Consider the following 16,633-nt stretch of genomic DNA (forward strand, 5'->3'; position numbering starts at 1 on the left):
TCGCCGCCGATGCCGATGATCACGCGCCACAGCCCGTCGACGGGGGCCTTCGTGCGCAGCGATCGGGCATCCGTGAACACGGTGCGTCCCGCCCACTCCGGGTCGCTCGGCAGCGGATCACTCGGAGCGCCCGAGACCTCGGCATCCTGCCAGCTCGTCTCGATCGTGTCGGCGTCCACGCGTCCCAGCGCCATCGCGACCGCCCGCCGATACGGGGTGAGTCCCTTCTCGGGCCGCGGGATGAGGTCGTCGACCGTGTGGTCCTTCACGATGCACTCGTTCTGCAGCGAGGCGACCAGCGGGCGGGCGATCGAGCGCGGCACCGGCGTCACGAGGTTGACCCAGTGCGAGGCGAGTCCGGGCGTCAGCACCGGCAGCGAGGCGATCGCGCGCTGGCGGAGTCCGGCCTCGAGGGCATAGCCGTTCATCATCTGCCCGTAGCGCAGCACGTCGGGGCCGCCGATGTCGACCGCGCGGTTCACGGAATCCTCGACGCGGGCCGCGCCCAGCAGGTAGTGCAGCACGTCGCGCACGGCGATCGGCTGGATGCGGTTGCGCACCCACTTCGGTGCCGGCATGTACGGCAGCACGTCGGTGAGGTGACGGATCATCTCGAACGAGGCCGACCCCGAGCCGATCACGACCCCGGCCTGCAGCACGAGCGTCGGCACCCCGGACTCGAGGAAGATCTCGCCGACCCGCACCCGCGAGCGCAGGTGGGGCGAGAGCTTCGCGTCGTCGGGATGCAGTCCGCCGAGGTAGACGATCCTGCGCACACCGGCCTTCGCCGCTGCATCCGCCACCGTCGTCGCCGCCCGCTCGTCGCTCTCTTCGAAGCCCTTGCCCGCGGTCATCGAATGGATCAGGTAGTAGACCACGTCGACGTCGTCCATGGCCTCGGCCACGGCATCCGCGTCGTCTGCGGATCCCTCGACGATCTCGCAGTCCGAACCCCAGGGGAAGGATGCCGCGCGCGCGGCGTCGCGGGCGAGCAGTCGCACCCGGTATCCGGCGTTCACGAGCCGGGGGGTGAGCCGCCCGCCGATGTAGCCGGTGGCTCCGAGCACGAGGGCGCGAGGCGCCGACCCGTCGTCACGGGAGTGTGCGCGGAGGGCGTCTTCGTGCCCGGTGGGCTGGGTGAGCTCGGTCATGTTCCCGAGCGTAGGCGCGAAGCCTGAGTTTTTCACTAGGTTGGTATATGACTAGTTCATCTAGTAATCTTCTGCCCGAGGAAGGTGAGGACATGACCGCGACGACGGAGACCCGCACGAGAACCCGCCGTTCCGCGCGCCCCACGCTTCTCGCGCCGGACTCTGCCAGCCTCGCTCCGCTCTCGGCACGGGACGCCGTCGGGCGTTCGACGGGCATCGAACCCGTCGCGATCGGCGTCGCCCGCTCGCCCCTCTGGACAGCGCTCGGCATCGCGGGACTCGTCTCGCTCGTCGCGGCAGGGTCGCTGCCGCTGATCGCCGGCCTCCTGTCCGTGCCGCTCTGAGGCGCCGCAAGATCAGACAAGCCCACCCAGACCACCGTTGGAAGAGAGAAAGGCCCCCCATGGGACTCGATGACAAGATCAAGAACGCCGCTCAGGACCTCACCGGCAAGGCGAAGGAAGCCGTCGGCAAGGTGACCGACAATGAGAAGCTCGAGGCCGAGGGTCGCGCCGACCAGGCCAAGGCCAGCGTCAAGAAGGCCGGCGAGAACGTCAAGGACGCGCTCAACTGAGAGCCGTCACAGTGTGCGGGGAGGCGACGACTGTCGCCTCCCCGTCGTCTGTTCCCGCACGTGGTCTCACGCGGGAACGAAAGAGGGAAGAAGGCAAGGCACCATGTCGGAAACTGTGAAGAAGGACTCCCTGTGGAGGCGCCTCGGGCGCCGCCTGGGACTCGTCAAGGATGACGAGCTCCGTCGTCTCACCGTCGACGACGTGACGGTCGTCGACCGGCCGATGCTCCGCCGCGCGGTGGCCGGCACCGTGGTCGGCAACCTCATGGAGTGGTACGACATCGGTGTCTACGGATACCTCGCGGTCATCATCGGCCGTGCATTCCTGCCGGATGCCTCCGCCGGCGCGCAATCGCTGTTCTCGCTCGGCGTCTTCGCCGTGACCTTCGTCGCCCGCCCGCTCGGCGGCATCGTGCTCGGCCAGCTCGGCGACCGCATGGGTCGCCAGCGCGTGCTCGCGTTCACGCTCATCATGATGGCCGCCGCGACGTTCCTCATCGGTGTGCTGCCCGACTTCTCGGTCATCGGCGTCTGGGCGCCCATCCTGCTCATCGTGCTCAAGCTCGCGCAGGGCTTCTCGACCGGCGGCGAGTACGCCGGTGCCACGACCTTCATCACCGAGTACGCGCCCGACAAGCGCCGCGGCTTCTACGCCTCGCTGCTCGACCTCGGCTCGTACATGGGCTTCGCGATCGGTGCCGCATTCGTGTCGATCCTGCAGCTCACGCTCTCGGCCGAGGTCATGCAGGGGTTCGCCTGGCGCATCCCGTTCCTCGTCGCCCTGCCGCTCGGACTCATCGCGATCTACTTCCGCCTCAAGATCGAAGACACCCCGGCCTTCCAGGAGGCGCAGGATGCCGCACAGCGCGCATCCGACGACGCGAAGGAGTCCGCGGATGCTCCGAAGGGCGTCATCGCGCTGATCCGCGCCTACTGGCGCGAACTGCTCACGGCCTTCGTGCTCGTCGCCGCGGCGAACACGGTCGGCTACGCGCTGACCTCGTACATGCCGACGTACCTCACGGGAACCCTCGGCTACGACGAGGTGCACGGCACGCTGCTCACGCTCCCCGTGCTGATCGCGATGGCGCTCTGCATCCCGCTCACCGGAAAGCTCTCCGACCGCATCGGCCGCAAGAAGGTGCTGTTCATCGGATCGGTCTCGGCGATCGTGCTGGCCGTCCCGTCGTTCCTGTTCATGATGCACGGCGAGATCTGGTCGACCCTGCTCGGACTCGTGCTGCTCGCCTTCCCGGTGACGTTCTACGTGGCGAATCTCGCCTCGTCGCTGCCCGCGCTCTTCCCGACCTCCTCGCGCTACGGCGGCATGGGCATCTCGTACAACCTCGCGGTCGCCCTCTTCGCCGGTACGGCTCCGGTCGTCATGGAGGCGCTCGTGCAGATGACCGGCTCGTCGCTCGCCCCGGCGTTCTACGTGATCGGCACGTCGATCGCCGGCTTCATCGCCGTGGTCGTGCTCAAGGAGTCGGCGCGACGCCCGCTGCCCGGCGCGATGCCGAGCGTGCAGACCATCGAAGAGGCGATCGAACTCGTCGAGACGCAGGAGGAGAATCCCGACCTCGACCTCGACGAGCTCTTCCCCGAGCGCCTCGAGAACGCGGAGTACGTGGCAGAGCTCGCCGAGCAGGCGCAGCAGGATGCTCAGGCGGATGAGCAGCCGGAAGGTCAGGTCGAGAAGGCCTGACCGACCCGTCGGGTGGCCGGTCGTTCGTCGGCCGGCCCTCGGCGGCTACTCGCCCGCCGACTCCGATTCCTCGTGCGAGCGGATGACGTCGCGGAGCTCCTGATCGAGATCCGTCGCCTCCTCGATCGCCGAGGTCATGCCGGCGAGGAACCGCGTGACGACGGCGCGCTCCTTGTCGCTCATCTCGTCGACGAGCGCGAGCATGCGGCGGTGCATCGCACCGAGGGTCTCGCGCACCTCGTCGTCGCTGCTCACGGTCGGCACCACGACGCCGGCGCGGCGGTCGGTGGGGTGCGGCTCGCGACGGGCGTGACCGCCCTTCTCGAGGCGATCGATGAGCGTGGTGGTGGATGCCGTCGAGATGTCGAGCACGCGGGCGAGATCGATCGGGCGCACGATGCGACCGGCGCGCTGTTCGCGCAGCAGGAAGCGCAGCGCGACGAGATCGGTCTCGTTCATGCCCATCGACGCCCGGGTGCGCGCACGCATCGCGGTCTCTGCGGAGCGGTAGCGACGCAGGAGATTGAGGACGTCGACCGTGCTGGCGCTGTCGGACTCCGGATACCAGTATCCGGAGCGGGAGAACTCCTCAGGACCGGCCATCATGCCACCTCGCCGTCGTCGCTCAGGTCTGCTCCCTGCTCGCGCTCGAGCATCTCGATCGCGCCGGATTCGACCTCGGAGGGCACGATCTGCAGGATGCCACCTGTGATCGCGTCGTGTTCTGCCGTGACGATCTGGTCGAGACGCCACGTCGGAATCGTCGGGAAACGCTCGTGCAGGCGCTCGAGCATCTCGGCATACAGGATGTATCCCGCGTCCTCGAGGGTGAATCGCTCGACCATGACGTCCTTTCCGACAGACATCCATCTTCGCATCCGAACGGAGTTGCCGGTGGCATTGGGTTTCGCTAGTCTGACTCGTTACGTGTCTTTCGAGTAGCATGGAGGGGTCAGGGGGTGACGAATGGCTGGCACAGTCAGCAACGACACGCGCACGATCGCGTCTGATCTCGTCATGCGAGTCGACGAACTCCGTCGAGCCGAAGCGCAGTTCGCGCGACGGCTCTCCGCCGTGCGCGCACCCAACGACACCGACCGAGAGGCCATGCGGTTCATCGCCGAGGCCCCCGACGACGCCCCTGCGACTCCCGGCGGTCTCGCCGCGCATCTGGGCGTCAGCACGGCGGCGGTGACGAGCATCCTCCGTCGGCTGCAGGATCGTGGCCAGGTGGTCGTCGCGCCGCATCCGGGGGATGCCCGATCGAAGGTGCTGCGCCCCTCGCTCCGCGATCTCAACTCTCCGGTCGACGATCTCACCCAGCGCATCGAGTCGATCGCGAGCGAGTTCACCCCTGATCAGACCGATGTCGTCGCCCGGTTCCTGCGCCGCCTCACCGAGGAGATCAGCGACCTTCCATGACCGCTCGTGACGGTTTCTGTTAATCAGCCTTTGCTAATTAGCTAGGTAACCTAGTAATCTTTCTCTTGAGCGAATCGCCTGCGGTCTTCGCGATCGAATCGTCTACGACGAGGAGGAATCATGGGTCACCTGGCCTACGGAAACACCAGCACGCCGATCGATATCGATGACGCGATCATCGCGCACCTGCGCACGGTGATCGTGACCAAGCTCCGGCGCAACGAGTCCTTCCCCCTGACGATCGAAGCCTCGACCGGAGTCGCCGAGACGCTCTGGATCCACGCATCCATCCCGCTCCGGTTCGTGATGGAGGACGACGACCATGATCTCGACCGTTCGCTGCTGGTCGCGATGATGAACGCCGCCAACTCCGCTCGGGGCCTCGACCTCACGAGCGACGAGTTCTCGTCAGCACTGCGGGCCACCCGCGGTGTGCACGCCCTGAGTGCATGAGCCATGTCGACGCGCATACGCAAGGCCGCGAAGGCGGCCGCCAGCTCGACGGCTAAGAAGGTCGGAGCCTCGGTCGCACCGCGCGGCCTCTGGGTCGAGGTCGATCCGGGATTCCACGTCGGCAACGATCGGCGCCAATTCCTGGGGTCGATCACCGGGACGCCGGGCGAGGGCTTCAGTGCCTTCGGACCGAGCTCGGAGTTCGTCGGCCGCTTCGACGAACTCGACGAGGCCAAGGAGGCCGTGATCATGGCGGCCGGTGCCGCCGAACCCTCGGTCGCCCCCGAGTCACTGGTCTAGATCCGAACGAGAGCGCCGCCCCACCGGGGCGGCGTTTCTGCGTTCGGTCACCTGTTTCCGCAGTCTCGGACTTAATTCTTGAGCCCCCGAGGTTACGTGTACGATCGTACGCATGACTCCCGCCGAATCGATTCGACGACCAGCCCCCGATCGGGCTGTGCGGCGCGCTCGCATCGCCGTCTCGGCGCTGTTCCTCACCAACGGCGCGCTCTTCGCCAACATCCTTCCGCGCTATCCCGAGATCAAGTCCGCGCTCGGCCTCGACAACGTCGGCTACGGTCTCGCGATCGCCGCCTTCCCCGCGGGTGCCATCGCCGCAGGGCTCCTGGCTGCGGTGCTGATCCGACGGTTCGGTTCGGCGAAGATCGCCGTCATCGGCACGGTCGCCACGGGGCTCGGCCTGCTCGCTGCGGCGCTCGCGCCGTCGGGCATCCTGTTCGCCCTGGCGCTGCTGCTCGGTGGAGCGTCCGATGCCATCACCGACGTCGCGCAGAACGCGCACGGCCTGCGCGTGCAGCGTCGATTCGGTCGCTCGATCATCAACTCGTTCCACGCGATCTGGTCGATCGGCGCGGTGATCGGTGGGGGAATGGCCGCCGCCGCGATCGCCCTGCAGCTGCCTCTGGGCGTGCACCTCGGCATCTCGACGGCTGTCTTCGCCGCCGTCGCGATCACCGCTCTCGGATTCTGTCTTCCCGGACGCGATGAAGAGGCCGATGCCGAGGCCACCGCCGACCCCGTCGAACTGCAGGCGGCCGTGCGTCGGGGCGTCACCCCGCGCGTGGTGCTGACAGTGATAGCCCTCACGCTCATCGCGATGGCCGGGGCGATCGCCGAGGATGCCGGCAACTCGTGGGCGACCCTGTATCTGTCGGAGTCGCTCGGGGCGGCGGCCGCCGTCGCACCTCTCGGCTTCATCGCCCTCGTCGGTGCGCAGTTCATCGGGCGGATGCTCGGCGACGGCATGACCGACCGCTTCGGCCAGCGCGCCGTCGCCCGGGTCGGCGGCCTCATCGCGACGGCCGGCATGACGCTCGCGCTGCTCTTCCCGAGCGTCCCGGGCACGATCGCGGGCTTCGCGGCCGTGGGCTTCGGCATCGCGACGCTCATCCCGGCGGCGATGCACGCGGCGGATGAGCTGCCCGGACTGCGCGCCGGTGTCGGGCTCACGATCGTGTCGTGGCTGCTGCGGCTCGGATTCCTGCTCTCGCCGCCGTTCGTCGGGTTCATCGCCGAGAACGAGAGTCTGCGGGCGGGGTTGCTCGTCGCTCCCGCGGCCGCGTTCGTCGCGGTGCTGCTCGCCGGAGTGCTCGAGGGGCGTAAGCCGCGGGGCTGAGTGGGTGCCCTCGGCTCCGGATGCAGGAAGAACGGATGCAGGGTGAGATCGGCGATCTCACCCTGCATCCGTTCGTCCTGCACGCGTGCCGTGATGCGCGCGGCACCCGAACCTCAGGGGGCGGTGTAGCCGCCGTCGACGAGGTGGTAGCTGCCCGTGATGAAGCTCGCGGCGTCGCTGGCGAGGAATGCGATGAGGTTCGCGACCTCGTCGGCCTGGCCGAGGCGGCCGATCGGGTGCTTGCTGATGAGGAAGTTCTTGGCCTCTTCGCCCATGGTGGCGAGCAGCGGGGTGTCGATGAAGCCGGGGCCGACCGAGTTCACGCGCACGCCCTGTGCGGAGTACTCGAGGGCGGCCGACTTGGTCATGCCGACGACCGCGTGCTTGGCGGCGACGTAGGCGGGGGAGTTCGCGAAGCCGACGCTGCCGAGGATCGAGGCGATGTTGACGACCGAGCCGCCGCCGTTCGCGAGGATCGAGGGGATCTGCGCCTTCATGTTGCGGAAGACGGCGTTGAGGTTGATCGAGATGACCTTGTCCCAGTCCTCATCGTCGTATTCGGCGGTGGGGGCGGATGCTCCGCCGATGCCCGCGTTGTTGACGCCGATGCGCAGCGGGGCGAGCGTGTTCGCGAGCTCGACCGAGCTGGCGATCCAGGAGACGTCGGTCGCATCTCCGACGGATGCCTCGGCGGTGCCGCCGGCGGCGCGGATCTCGTCGACCACCGCATTCGCGTGCTCGGCGTTCAGGTCGTTGACGACCACGGATGCGCCGTTCTGGGCGAGAAGCAGAGCGGTCGAGCGTCCGATTCCGCTGCCCGCCCCCGTCACGATCGCCGAGCGGTTCGAGACGTCGTACTGAGCCACGGGTGACTCCTCTTCCGGACGGTCGCGGTGCCGGGAGATCTTCTCGGACGGTCCGTCCTTCTCTCCAGCCTACGCCTGCGGGAGGGGGATGGATGCGCGTGAATGGAAATTCTCAGGGTCGGCTGAGGGGGATGCCGTCAGGTGTGCAGCATCCGCTCGACCGCGGCGACCACGGATGCGCGATGCGCGGCGAGTCGCTCTTCGCCGTCGGCGTCTCCCTCGAGTCCGGTGAGTCCGATCGGCGAGAGGAACCATGCCTGTGCCACCGCGTAGACGATCACGAGGACATCGACCGGCGAGAACGGCGCGGGGGCGGTCGGGCGGATCAGGTCGACCTTGTCGGCATAGGTCTCCAATGGCGCCGCGGTGGCCGAGGGGCGCTCGAGCTGTGCCCACATGCTCAAGCGCAGCACATCGGGATGCTGCCGATGGTGGTCGAACACGTCGCCCGCCCAGCCGGGAAGGTCGTAGGGGCGGGGAGGGGCGTCACTGGCCAGTTTTCGGAGCGCGGTCACGAGGGCCGCATCGAAGAGGCCGCTCTTGTCGCCGAAGTACGCGTAGATCATTCGGACGTTGCTGCTCGCCGCCTTCGCGATCCTGTCGACACGCCCGCCGGCGAGTCCGTGTGCGGCGAACTCCTCCACGGCCGCAGCGAGGATTCGCGTCTTCGTGGCCTCGGCATCCCTTGTCGCCATGTTCTCTCGTCTCCTGGGTGGCTGGTCGCGGCTTGACTCGCGCTCCTTCTGTCTCTATCTTATGAGTAAGTAGACATTTACTTACGGAGGAACGTGTGAACGAATCAGGAATCGCCCTCGTCACCGGTGCGGGCCGTGGGCTCGGCCGGGCGACGGCCCGTGCGCTCGCCGAGCGGGGGCACCGGGTCATCGTGGCGGCACGCGACGTGCAGGACGCCACGGCAGTCGTCGATGAGATCACCGCCGGCGGCGGCGAAGCACTGCCGCTGGCGCTCGACGTCGCCGACCTCGACGGCATCCTGCAGGCCCGCGATGCCGCGCTCGCCGCGATCGCCGAAAAGTGGCCGGGATCGAGCATCGAGGTGCTCGTCAACAACGCCGGCGTCGGTCTCTTCGCGCCGATCGGAGAGGTGACGGGCGAGGAGTTCGACCGCACCTTCGCCGTCAACGTGCGGGGTCCGCTGTTCGTCATCCAGGCCTTCCTGCCGCACCTGAGCGAGGGTGCGCGCATCGTGAACATCTCGAGCTCGCTGAGCCGGCATGTCAGTCCGGCGACCTCGGTCTACGCGGCGTCGAAGGCGGCCATCGAGGCGCTGTCGCGAAGCCTGGCGAGTGAGCTCGGAAAGCGCGGGATCCGGATCAACACGATCGCCCCTGGCCCCACGGCCACGGACTTCAACGGCGGAGCGATGCGGGACAACGTCGAGCTCCGTCACGGACTGGGGCAGCAGACGGCGCTCGGCCGTGTCGGAGAGCCCGAGGAGATCGCCCACGCCGTGGCCGCGTTCGTCTCGAGCGACCTGCGCTGGGTGACCGGTGAGCGCATCGAGGTGTCGGGCGGGGTGCTCCTGTGAGCGTCGTCGCCGTCTTCGGTGCCACCGGACAGACCGGTGGGCGCGTCGTCGAGCGTCTGGTCGCCGCGGGGCGCGACGTGATCGCCGTCAGCCGCCGCGGTGGACGCGTGTCCGGCGCGACGCGGGCGGCATCCGCCGACCTCGCGACCGCGAGCGTCGACGAGCTCGCGGATCTGCTCGACGGAGTCGACGCCGTCGTCTTCGCGGCGGCAGGCGACCCGATCCGCGTCGACCGGGACGGGGCGCTGCGCGTCGTGGACGCCGCCGAGCGGGCGGGAGTCGATCGTTTCGTGCTCGTCACCGGTATGGGGGTGGGGCGAGACCGCCCGGCGGAGTACTACGGCGGGTTCTGGGGCACGTACTTCGGCGCCAAAGAGGCGTCGGAGCACGGTCTTCGTGCGTCGAGCCTGCGCTGGACCATCCTGCAGCCCGGCGAACTCCTGAACAGTCGTGGCCAGGGTCGCGTGCAGCTCGCTCCGACCGGAGTCCTGCCGATCGGCGCCGTGACCCGTGATGACGTCGCCCGTGTGGCGGTCGCCGCTCTCGACGACGACCGCGCTGCGGGCCACACGTGGGAGCTCGTGCAGGGGACGCGGTCTGTGGAAGACGAGATCGCACGGATGGCCGCTCTCGTCTGATCCTCGCTCGGGCAGCTGTCGCCGAGTCGGGCGAGTGGAACCTCAGCGCCGTGCGGTCGGCATTCGACCGCACGGCACCTCTCGGTCAGGGAACGATGACGGCGCGGCCGCGGATGCTGTTCGCGGCGAGGTCCTCGTAGGCCTTCGGCCCGTCGTCTAGCGAGTACGTCTCGGTCTGTACGTGGATCTTGCCGGCGCGGGCGAGATCGAGCACCTCGATCAGCTCGGAGCGAGAACCCCAGTAGGGGATGCGCACGGCGGCGTCGTAGGCGATCGAGCCGAAGCCGAGCGACATGGTGCCTCCGCCGATGCCGACGATCGTGACGTCGGCGTCGAGTGCCGCCACGCTCTGCGCCAGGGCCATCGTCGGGTTCGCTCCGACGAAGTCGAACACGGCGTTCGCGCCGAGGCCGCCGGTGATCTCGCGGATCTTCTCGGCCGCGGACGCATCGCTGATCAGCACGTGATCGGCGCCGACTTCGGTGGCGAGGGCGAGCTTGGTGTCGTTCACGTCGAGCGCGATGACGGTGGCGCCCGAGATCGCCTTCAGGATCTGGATGCCGACGTGGCCGAGTCCACCGGTGCCGATGACGACGGCGAAGGTGCCGGCGCCGAGCTTCGAAAGCGAGCGCTTGATCGCGTGATACGGCGTGAGGCCCGCGTCGGTGAGCGAGACGTTCTGCACGGGGTCGAGGTCGCCGAGCGGCACGAGGTGGCGTGCGTCGTCGACGATCATGTACTCGGCCATCGAGCCCTGGCTTCCGAGACCGGGAGGGCGGATGCCCTCGGCGGCGGCGTTGGTGCAGTAGTTCTCCATGCCCTGCGAGCAGTTGTGGCAGCGTCCGCAGCCCCACGGCCCGTAGACCGCGACCGCATCCCCGACCTTGAGCGTCGAATCGACGCCCTCGCCGATCTCGTGCACGATTCCGGCGCCCTCATGACCGAGCGTCAGCGGCAGCGGGTAGCTCTGCTCGAGATAATCCTTCTCGGGCAGGCCCATGACGTAGTCGTCGGAGTGGCACACCCCGCCGGCAGTGACCTTGAGCAGGACCTGGCCGGGACCGGGCTTCGGAATCGGGATGTCGACCACGACCGGGGGCTTGCCGATCTCGACGTAGCGGAGAGCTTTCATACGTGTCTTCCTTCCGGCAGATCGAGTGGTCTGCCGCGCGGTGCGGAAGGCGGGAGCGCTCGAACCTGCCACCTCAATTATCGGACGTCGGCGAGGGCCTGGCCTCGGCGTCACGGGTGGCGCGGTCTCTCCGTCGCCCGGGATCGACGCGACGCTGCCGCGTCGATCCCGGGTCGGTGGGGGTCACAGCATCGCGGTGAGGACTCCTCCGTCCGCCCGCAGAGCTGCCCCGTTCGTCGCTGACGAGAGCGGGCTCGCGATGTAGGCCACGAGATGCGCGATCTCCGTCGGCTCGATGAATCGTTCGAGCAGCGTGGTGCGATTCTGCGCGATGATCGCGTCTTTCATCGCCTCGGCCGGGAGCGACTGGGCGTCCGCCACCGCCGCCACGGATGCTGCCACTCCGTCTGAGAACGTCGGGCCGCCGAGGATCGTGTTGACCGTGACCGCGGTGCCGCGGGTGAGCTTGGCGAGCCCGTTGCCGACGGCGAGCATCGCCGCCTTGGTCATGCCGTAGTGGATCATGTCGGCCGGCACGTTCACGCCGGACTCACTGCTGATGAACACCACTCGGCCCGAACCGCGTTCGAGCATCCCGCCGAGAAGGGCGCGAGAGAGACGCACGCCGCTCATGACGTTCACCTCGAAGTAGCGGGCCCAGTCCTCATCGGTGACCGATGCGAACTCCGCGAGCCCGAACAGCCCCACGTTGTTCACGAGGATGTCGACCTCTCCCAGTGACTCGACAAGGCGCGCCACCTCGTCGGCATGAGCGAAGTCGGCCGCGACGCCCGAGATGTCCGCGTCCGGGTGCTCGCTCTTGAGGCGCTCGACGGCTGCATCCAGTCGTGCGACGTCGCGCCCGTTGAGAACGACCGAGGCGCCTTCGGCGGCCAGCGCAGCCGCGATCGCGTAGCCGATTCCCTGCGTCGAGCCGCTGATGAATGCCTTCTTATCCTGCAACTGCAGATCCATGAAATCTCCTGAGACGGGCGCCTGACTCGACGCCGATGACTTGCTTAGGAAACTGATGTTATGACGATTCACTTGCTTGCGCAAGTCAATCGTCGGTCGTGCGCTACTATCGACACATGGCCGACAATGCGGAGATCAACTCGCTCACCCCCCAGGAGCTCGATGTCTGGGCAGGTGTCGCGACGTTGCTCGAGCGGCTCCCGGCTGCCCTCGACGCACAGTTGCAGCGCGACAGCGGACTGACGAACTTCGAGCACGGCATCCTGTTCGCGCTCTACTCCGCGCCGGATTCCTCGCTTCGACTGAGCGTTCTCGCCGGCTTCGCCAGTTCCACGCTGTCTCGGCTGTCACGAGCCATCTCTCGTCTGGAGGCGAAGGGGTGGGTGCGCCGCGAGGTCGATCCCGCAGACGGGCGCTTCACCTTCGGCGTCCTCACCGACGCCGGTCGCGACAAGGTCATCGAATCGACCCCGGCTCACCACGCTCTGATCCGTCGGCTGATCTTCGAGAGCGTCTCCCCGGCGCAGGCCAAGGCGCTGGGTGTGATCACGCGGAAGGTGTCGGCGACGATCGGACCGGATGCCGGCTGGAGACCTCACGACATGGGGGCGCAGCAGGCCGAGTAGCGCGGCCCGCGGGAGTCGCGGTCGCCCGTCTCGGTCGGAAGAGGCGGCGTTGGCGTGCCTGTAGAGCGATGCGCCATCGATCGCGCGTGCACCGAAACCTCTTGACATCCCCCTTACTCAGGCATAACGTACAACCAAATGGTTGCACAAAGAGAACTGAGCGAAGCGGAGGTCGACCGTGTGTTCCACGCATTGGCGACGTCGACCCGACGCGACATCCTGCGTCGGACGATCGAGCGGGAGCAGTCCGTCTCGACCCTCGCCTCCGAATACGAGATGTCGTTCGCCGCGGTGCAGAAGCATGTGGCCGTGCTCGAAGCGGCGAATCTCATCGTCAAGCGCGCCGAGGGACGCGAGCGGCTCGTCCGCGCGAACCCCGAGATGATCGCCCGCGCCAGGGCGCTCCTCGCCCGATACGAAGAGCTGTGGCGGTCGCGCATCGCCCGACTCGACGATCTGCTGGCCGAGACGCCGGCACCCACCACCGACAGAACGCCCACCGACACCACCAGCACCGACACCGATGATCCACGAACCGAAGAAGGAGTCTGACAATGCCTGTCACTGACGTCGTAACCGATGCCGAAAACCTCACGATGACCGTCATCGCCGATCTGGCGGCGCCCGTCGAGCGCGTATGGGACGCCTACACCGACCCGCGCCAGCTCGAGCGCTTCTGGGGCCCTCCCGGATGGCCGGCCACCTTCACCGCCTGGGACCACACGGTCGGAGGCAAGGCGAACTACACGATGAACGGCCCTCGCGGTGAGAAGGCCTCGGGCACGTGGGAGTTCCTGCGCATCGACGCTCCGCACAGCTTCGAGGTGCTCGACGCATTCGCCGATGAAGACGGCACGCCCGACGCGAACCTGCCCTCCATGCGCATGGTCTTCACGTTCGAATCGACCGCCGACGGCACCCGCATGGTCAACACGAGCTACTTCGCCTCGGCCGACGCGCTCGAGCAGGTGGTGGCGATGGGCGCCGTCGAGGGCACGACGCTCGCGATGAGCCAGCTCGACGCCGTGCTGCAGGATCTGCGCGACTACGCGCAGGGCAAGGGCACCCGTGTAGAGCTTCTCGACGACGTGCACGTGCGCATCACCCGCCTCGTCGAGGGGCCGCGCGAGCTGGTCTGGCGCGCCCACAACGAGCCCGAGCTCATGAAGAAGTGGCTGCTCGGACCCGACGGGTGGGAGATGACCGAGTGCGTCGTCGCGACCGAGGTCGGCCAGACGTACCGCAACTCGTGGGCGCCGGTCGGCGACACCGAGGGACAGCCGTTCGGCTTCGAGGGCGAGGCACTGCTGATCGATGCACCTCGGCGCTCGGTGCAGACCGAGCGGATGATCGGGATGCCGGTCGAGACGCTGAACGACCTGAACCTCTATGAAGAGGACGGCGCGACGCTGATCACCCTGTACATCGAGTACCCCGACAAGGAGACGCGCGACATGATCCTCGCCACCGGCATGGCCGACGGCATGGAGGCCTCGTACGACCGTCTCGAGCGGGAGCTGCTCACGGTCTGACGTTCACCAGTGCCGGCGCGACCGGGATGCGGGGTCGATAAAGCATCCCGGCCACGCTGCGGGGTCGATAGTGCACCGCATCCGCGGGTTTCCGGTGCGAAAGCGACCTCGCACCGGACGCCCGCTCAAGCGGGCGAAGTCAGAGCGCGGCCTTGCGATCGGCGCGACGCGGCGAACGTGTCGACCAGATCGCCAGGGCGATGAGCACCGGCTGGAAGAACAGCCGCACGAAGCGCTTGGTGTCGGTGTCGAGACCGAAGGCATCGCGGTGTTCGACCCACTGGGCGATGTTGCCCGGGAACACGGCGACGAAGAACAGCGCGGTGAGAATACCCACCAGGCCTCGCCGCCTGCGGGCGACGAGCAGGGCGGCGCCGAGGCCGACCTCGACGACTCCCGAGGCGAGCACGGTCACGTCAGGATCCAGCGGCACCCAGTCCGGCACCTGCGCCTGGAACTCCTCACGCGCGAACGTCAGATGCGAGACGCCGGCGAAGACGAGGAAGGAACCGAGGAAGACTCGACCGATCGTGCGTGCGACATTCTTCTTCGACATGGTGCGAGTGTACGCGGGGGATCACCGAACCGGCTGCGCGCGCCAGGCCGGATGCGTCGGATGCGGTCGTGGCCCTGCCGATCCGCGCGACAGGCGCTCACGCAGGGTCTCCCCGTCGCGATAGCTCGATCGGGCCAGCCCTCGCCGTCGCAGCTCGGGCACCACGAGCTCGATGAAGTCGCGCGCGGACTCGAAGCTGATGTCCTGACTCAGGTTGAAGCCGTCGAGGTGCGCATAGTCCGCGATCTGCTCGAGCCGCGTCGCCACTTGACGCGGGTCGCCCACGATCTTCCAGTCGCCACCGATCCCGCTGCGCGCCGGCGCCGCCTTCGCGATCACGTCGGCGACGGTCTGCCCCGCTCGCCATCCCCGGATCAGCAGCCGGTACCCGTGGTCCTCGCGCCGGATGATGTCCTCGATCAGGTCGGTGGGCTCGTATCGGGCGAGGTCAGGGGTGCGCCCCGGCTGGGCGAGGGCCTCCCGCGGCGTGCGATACCGGGCGTAGTCGGCATCCTTCTCCCGTGCCGCCTGCTCCGTCTCGGCGACCACGACGTGTGCGGCCGAGAGGAACGAGATCGTGTCGGGATCGCGGCCGAACTCCTCGGCCTTCGTGCGGATCGCCTCGACATTGTCGCGGATGTCGTCGAGCGACGATCCCCCGACGAACACGACCTCGGCGTGCGTCGCCGCGAAATCGAGTCCACGCAGAGAGCTGCCCGCCTGGAACAGCACGGGCAGGCGCTGCGCACTCGGGGCGGTCAGGCTGGGCCCCGCCACCCGGAAGCGGGTTCCGACGTGGTCGATGTAGCGCACGGCATCCGGTTCCGCATAGACGCGGCGGCGGCTGTCGGCGACGATCGCCTCGTCGTCCCACGACTCCATCAGCAGCCGATAGACGACCTCGAGGAACTCGTCGGCGATCCCGTACCGCGCGTCGTGCTCGATCTGATCCTCGAGCCCGAAGTTGCGGGCCGCGTTGGTGAGGTACGAGGTGACGATGTTCCAGCCGATACGGCCTTTCGACAGGTGATCGAGCGTGGCGAGCCGTCGCGCGAAGGCGAAGGGCGGCTCATAGGTCGTCGAGAAGGTGGCCACCAGCCCGAGATGATCGGTGGCGTCGGCGAGTGCGCCGAGCACGATGAGCGGATCCAGCGCAGGGATCTGGAACCCCTCGCGCACCGCTGTGCCGAGCCCGTCGTCGAACACGTCGTAGGCCCCCAGCACATCGGCGAGGAAGAGTTCATCGAAGGTCCCGTACTCGAGCAGTGAGCCGAGCTCGCGCCAGAAGGAGAGATCGGCGATCCGGTGGCGCTGATCCAGCGGATGCGTCCACAGGCCGTGCGAGAGATGCACCGGTGAGGCCATCTCGAAGAGGCTGAGCACCAGGGGGCGGTCGCGGGCGCTCACTCGGGGCTCCCGTCTTCAGCCGTGCTCGTGCTCGCCGGCGCATCGGACTCCGCCTTCCGGGCCTCCCGCTCGGCGAGAAGGTCGGGCAGCTCGCCGAAGAGCACGCGATATCCGACGGCGCGCTCGCGGGCGGCGATCGGATTGTGCACACCGATCGTGCGCGCGTTCCGCCAGTGCCGATCGAGCACACGGCTCTGCGCCACGGACGACGACCCTCCGACATCGAAGACGTCGGTCGTCACGGACAGCACGAGCGGGATGACGGAGATCTGCGCGGAGTAGGCCGCGACATCCGCCGCCTCGAAGGGCGTCTTCTCGGCGACGCCCTCGAGCGCCGCGCGGTGTGCGTCGTCGATGCGCTGCGCCGCGTGCAGCACCGCCGCCTCTGCGGCGAACGCCGACCCGGCGGCG

At 68.1% G+C, this 16,633-nt stretch carries 21 protein-coding genes and 1 pseudogene; 12 read left to right on the forward strand and 10 right to left on the reverse strand.

Features of this window, described 5'->3' with window-relative positions; translation table 11 throughout:
• Window positions 1-1,151 (reverse strand): NAD(P)H-binding protein (locus RTM68_RS11065; RefSeq protein ID WP_312170787.1); only part of this gene is annotated, 1,151 nt, incomplete at its 3' end.
• 92 nt (window positions 1,152-1,243) lie between these two features.
• Here RTM68_RS11065 and RTM68_RS11070 point away from each other — a divergent pair.
• From RTM68_RS11070 to RTM68_RS11080, 3 genes are all read left to right on the forward strand, one after another.
• Window positions 1,244-1,495, forward strand: coding sequence for a hypothetical protein (locus RTM68_RS11070; protein ID WP_312170788.1), 252 nt, complete (start codon window positions 1,244-1,246; stop codon window positions 1,493-1,495).
• Between the two features lie 59 nt (window positions 1,496-1,554).
• Entirely contained in the window at window positions 1,555-1,725 is a 171-nt protein-coding gene (locus RTM68_RS11075; RefSeq protein WP_241796815.1) for a CsbD family protein, read from the forward strand.
• A 103-nt stretch (window positions 1,726-1,828) separates the two neighbouring features.
• Window positions 1,829-3,430 carry an MFS transporter gene (locus tag RTM68_RS11080; RefSeq protein ID WP_312170791.1) on the forward strand — a complete coding sequence of 534 codons (1,602 nt, stop codon included), beginning with the start codon at window positions 1,829-1,831 and terminating at the stop codon, window positions 3,428-3,430.
• Window positions 3,431-3,475: 45 nt separating this feature from the next.
• On the opposite strand, the gene RTM68_RS11085 is transcribed toward RTM68_RS11080, so the two are convergent.
• Complete coding sequence (locus tag RTM68_RS11085) at window positions 3,476-4,033, reverse strand: MarR family transcriptional regulator (protein ID WP_312170793.1); 558 nt, start codon at window positions 4,031-4,033, stop codon at window positions 3,476-3,478.
• Window positions 4,033-4,296 (reverse strand): hypothetical protein, encoded by a 264-nt coding sequence (locus RTM68_RS11090; RefSeq protein WP_312170794.1) that lies wholly within the window; start codon window positions 4,294-4,296, stop codon window positions 4,033-4,035. The genes RTM68_RS11085 and RTM68_RS11090 overlap by 1 nt, the downstream gene beginning before the upstream one ends.
• Window positions 4,297-4,396: 100 nt before the next feature.
• Between RTM68_RS11090 and RTM68_RS11095 the strand changes: the two genes are divergently transcribed.
• From RTM68_RS11095 to RTM68_RS11110, 4 genes are all read left to right on the forward strand, one after another.
• On the forward strand, window positions 4,397-4,852 hold the full coding sequence (locus RTM68_RS11095) for a MarR family transcriptional regulator (protein WP_312170796.1): 456 nt from the start codon (window positions 4,397-4,399) through the stop codon (window positions 4,850-4,852).
• 120 nt (window positions 4,853-4,972) lie between these two features.
• Window positions 4,973-5,305, forward strand: coding sequence for a hypothetical protein (locus RTM68_RS11100; protein ID WP_312170798.1), 333 nt, complete (start codon window positions 4,973-4,975; stop codon window positions 5,303-5,305).
• A 3-nt stretch (window positions 5,306-5,308) separates the two neighbouring features.
• Window positions 5,309-5,605: a hypothetical protein gene (locus RTM68_RS11105; RefSeq protein WP_312170799.1), complete on the forward strand. Its 297-nt coding sequence runs from the start codon at window positions 5,309-5,311 to the stop codon at window positions 5,603-5,605.
• Between the two features lie 112 nt (window positions 5,606-5,717).
• Window positions 5,718-6,941: an MFS transporter gene (locus tag RTM68_RS11110; RefSeq protein WP_312170801.1), complete on the forward strand. Its 1,224-nt coding sequence runs from the start codon at window positions 5,718-5,720 to the stop codon at window positions 6,939-6,941.
• A 113-nt stretch (window positions 6,942-7,054) separates the two neighbouring features.
• Here RTM68_RS11110 and RTM68_RS11115 read toward each other — a convergent pair whose 3' ends face one another.
• Both RTM68_RS11115 and RTM68_RS11120 read right to left on the reverse strand, forming a co-directional pair.
• Window positions 7,055-7,807: a 3-oxoacyl-ACP reductase FabG gene (locus RTM68_RS11115; protein WP_312170802.1), complete on the reverse strand. Its 753-nt coding sequence runs from the start codon at window positions 7,805-7,807 to the stop codon at window positions 7,055-7,057.
• Between the two features lie 137 nt (window positions 7,808-7,944).
• A complete protein-coding gene (locus tag RTM68_RS11120) occupies window positions 7,945-8,502 on the reverse strand; it encodes a TetR family transcriptional regulator (protein ID WP_312170804.1) in 558 nt (185 codons plus the stop codon).
• A gap of 95 nt (window positions 8,503-8,597) precedes the next feature.
• Between RTM68_RS11120 and RTM68_RS11125 the strand changes: the two genes are divergently transcribed.
• Entirely contained in the window at window positions 8,598-9,356 is a 759-nt protein-coding gene (locus tag RTM68_RS11125) for an SDR family oxidoreductase (RefSeq protein WP_312170806.1), read from the forward strand.
• A complete protein-coding gene (locus RTM68_RS11130) occupies window positions 9,353-9,994 on the forward strand; it encodes an NAD(P)H-binding protein (RefSeq protein ID WP_312170808.1) in 642 nt (213 codons plus the stop codon). Before RTM68_RS11125 ends, RTM68_RS11130 begins: the two co-directional genes overlap by 4 nt.
• A gap of 85 nt (window positions 9,995-10,079) precedes the next feature.
• Here the strand turns inward: RTM68_RS11130 and RTM68_RS11135 are convergent, their stop codons facing one another.
• Both RTM68_RS11135 and RTM68_RS11140 read right to left on the reverse strand, forming a co-directional pair.
• The gene (locus RTM68_RS11135) at window positions 10,080-11,126 is read right to left on the reverse strand and encodes an NAD(P)-dependent alcohol dehydrogenase (RefSeq protein WP_312170810.1); all 1,047 of its coding nucleotides are present in this window, start codon (window positions 11,124-11,126) and stop codon (window positions 10,080-10,082) included.
• A gap of 183 nt (window positions 11,127-11,309) precedes the next feature.
• The gene (locus RTM68_RS11140) at window positions 11,310-12,101 is read right to left on the reverse strand and encodes an SDR family oxidoreductase (RefSeq protein WP_312170812.1); all 792 of its coding nucleotides are present in this window, start codon (window positions 12,099-12,101) and stop codon (window positions 11,310-11,312) included.
• A gap of 116 nt (window positions 12,102-12,217) precedes the next feature.
• Here RTM68_RS11140 and RTM68_RS11145 point away from each other — a divergent pair, with 116 nt between their 5' ends.
• From RTM68_RS11145 to RTM68_RS11155, 3 genes are all read left to right on the forward strand, one after another.
• Window positions 12,218-12,727 carry a MarR family winged helix-turn-helix transcriptional regulator gene (locus RTM68_RS11145; protein WP_312170814.1) on the forward strand — a complete coding sequence of 170 codons (510 nt, stop codon included), beginning with the start codon at window positions 12,218-12,220 and terminating at the stop codon, window positions 12,725-12,727.
• Window positions 12,728-12,865: 138 nt separating this feature from the next.
• On the forward strand, window positions 12,866-13,279 hold the full coding sequence (locus tag RTM68_RS11150) for a helix-turn-helix domain-containing protein (RefSeq protein WP_312170816.1): 414 nt from the start codon (window positions 12,866-12,868) through the stop codon (window positions 13,277-13,279).
• Between the two features lie 2 nt (window positions 13,280-13,281).
• The gene (locus tag RTM68_RS11155) at window positions 13,282-14,259 is read left to right on the forward strand and encodes an SRPBCC family protein (RefSeq protein ID WP_312170817.1); all 978 of its coding nucleotides are present in this window, start codon (window positions 13,282-13,284) and stop codon (window positions 14,257-14,259) included.
• Between the two features lie 139 nt (window positions 14,260-14,398).
• On the opposite strand, the gene RTM68_RS11160 is transcribed toward RTM68_RS11155, so the two are convergent.
• From RTM68_RS11160 to RTM68_RS11170, 3 genes and pseudogenes are all read right to left on the reverse strand, one after another.
• Window positions 14,399-14,815: a DoxX family membrane protein gene (locus tag RTM68_RS11160; protein WP_312170818.1), complete on the reverse strand. Its 417-nt coding sequence runs from the start codon at window positions 14,813-14,815 to the stop codon at window positions 14,399-14,401.
• 21 nt (window positions 14,816-14,836) lie between these two features.
• Window positions 14,837-16,222, reverse strand: coding sequence for an NtaA/DmoA family FMN-dependent monooxygenase (locus RTM68_RS11165; RefSeq protein WP_312170819.1), 1,386 nt, complete (start codon window positions 16,220-16,222; stop codon window positions 14,837-14,839).
• Window positions 16,219-16,633: pseudogene (locus tag RTM68_RS11170) on the reverse strand (hypothetical protein); the annotation flags it as partial. The pseudogene RTM68_RS11170 and the gene RTM68_RS11165, both read right to left, overlap by 4 nt.

The organism is Microbacterium sp. (assembly GCF_031988965.1).
Lineage (GTDB): Bacteria > Actinomycetota > Actinomycetes > Actinomycetales > Microbacteriaceae > Microbacterium.

Excerpts from the sequence above, each read along its gene's own strand:
- RTM68_RS11070 (WP_312170788.1), top strand. The coding sequence starts at position 1,244 with ATGACCGCGACGACGGAGACCCGCACGAGAACCCGCCGTTCCGCGCGC.
- RTM68_RS11075 (WP_241796815.1), top strand. The coding sequence starts at position 1,555 with ATGGGACTCGATGACAAGATCAAGAACGCCGCTCAGGACCTCACCGGC.
- RTM68_RS11080 (WP_312170791.1), top strand. The coding sequence starts at position 1,829 with ATGTCGGAAACTGTGAAGAAGGACTCCCTGTGGAGGCGCCTCGGGCGC.
- RTM68_RS11085 (WP_312170793.1), bottom strand. The coding sequence starts at position 4,033 with ATGGCCGGTCCTGAGGAGTTCTCCCGCTCCGGATACTGGTATCCGGAG.
- RTM68_RS11090 (WP_312170794.1), bottom strand. The coding sequence starts at position 4,296 with ATGTCTGTCGGAAAGGACGTCATGGTCGAGCGATTCACCCTCGAGGAC.
- RTM68_RS11095 (WP_312170796.1), top strand. The coding sequence starts at position 4,397 with ATGGCTGGCACAGTCAGCAACGACACGCGCACGATCGCGTCTGATCTC.
- RTM68_RS11100 (WP_312170798.1), top strand. The coding sequence starts at position 4,973 with ATGGGTCACCTGGCCTACGGAAACACCAGCACGCCGATCGATATCGAT.
- RTM68_RS11105 (WP_312170799.1), top strand. The coding sequence starts at position 5,309 with ATGTCGACGCGCATACGCAAGGCCGCGAAGGCGGCCGCCAGCTCGACG.
- RTM68_RS11110 (WP_312170801.1), top strand. The coding sequence starts at position 5,718 with ATGACTCCCGCCGAATCGATTCGACGACCAGCCCCCGATCGGGCTGTG.
- RTM68_RS11120 (WP_312170804.1), bottom strand. The coding sequence starts at position 8,502 with ATGGCGACAAGGGATGCCGAGGCCACGAAGACGCGAATCCTCGCTGCG.
- RTM68_RS11135 (WP_312170810.1), bottom strand. The coding sequence starts at position 11,126 with ATGAAAGCTCTCCGCTACGTCGAGATCGGCAAGCCCCCGGTCGTGGTC.
- RTM68_RS11140 (WP_312170812.1), bottom strand. The coding sequence starts at position 12,101 with ATGGATCTGCAGTTGCAGGATAAGAAGGCATTCATCAGCGGCTCGACG.
- RTM68_RS11145 (WP_312170814.1), top strand. The coding sequence starts at position 12,218 with ATGGCCGACAATGCGGAGATCAACTCGCTCACCCCCCAGGAGCTCGAT.
- RTM68_RS11150 (WP_312170816.1), top strand. The coding sequence starts at position 12,866 with ATGGTTGCACAAAGAGAACTGAGCGAAGCGGAGGTCGACCGTGTGTTC.
- RTM68_RS11155 (WP_312170817.1), top strand. The coding sequence starts at position 13,282 with ATGCCTGTCACTGACGTCGTAACCGATGCCGAAAACCTCACGATGACC.
- RTM68_RS11160 (WP_312170818.1), bottom strand. The coding sequence starts at position 14,815 with ATGTCGAAGAAGAATGTCGCACGCACGATCGGTCGAGTCTTCCTCGGT.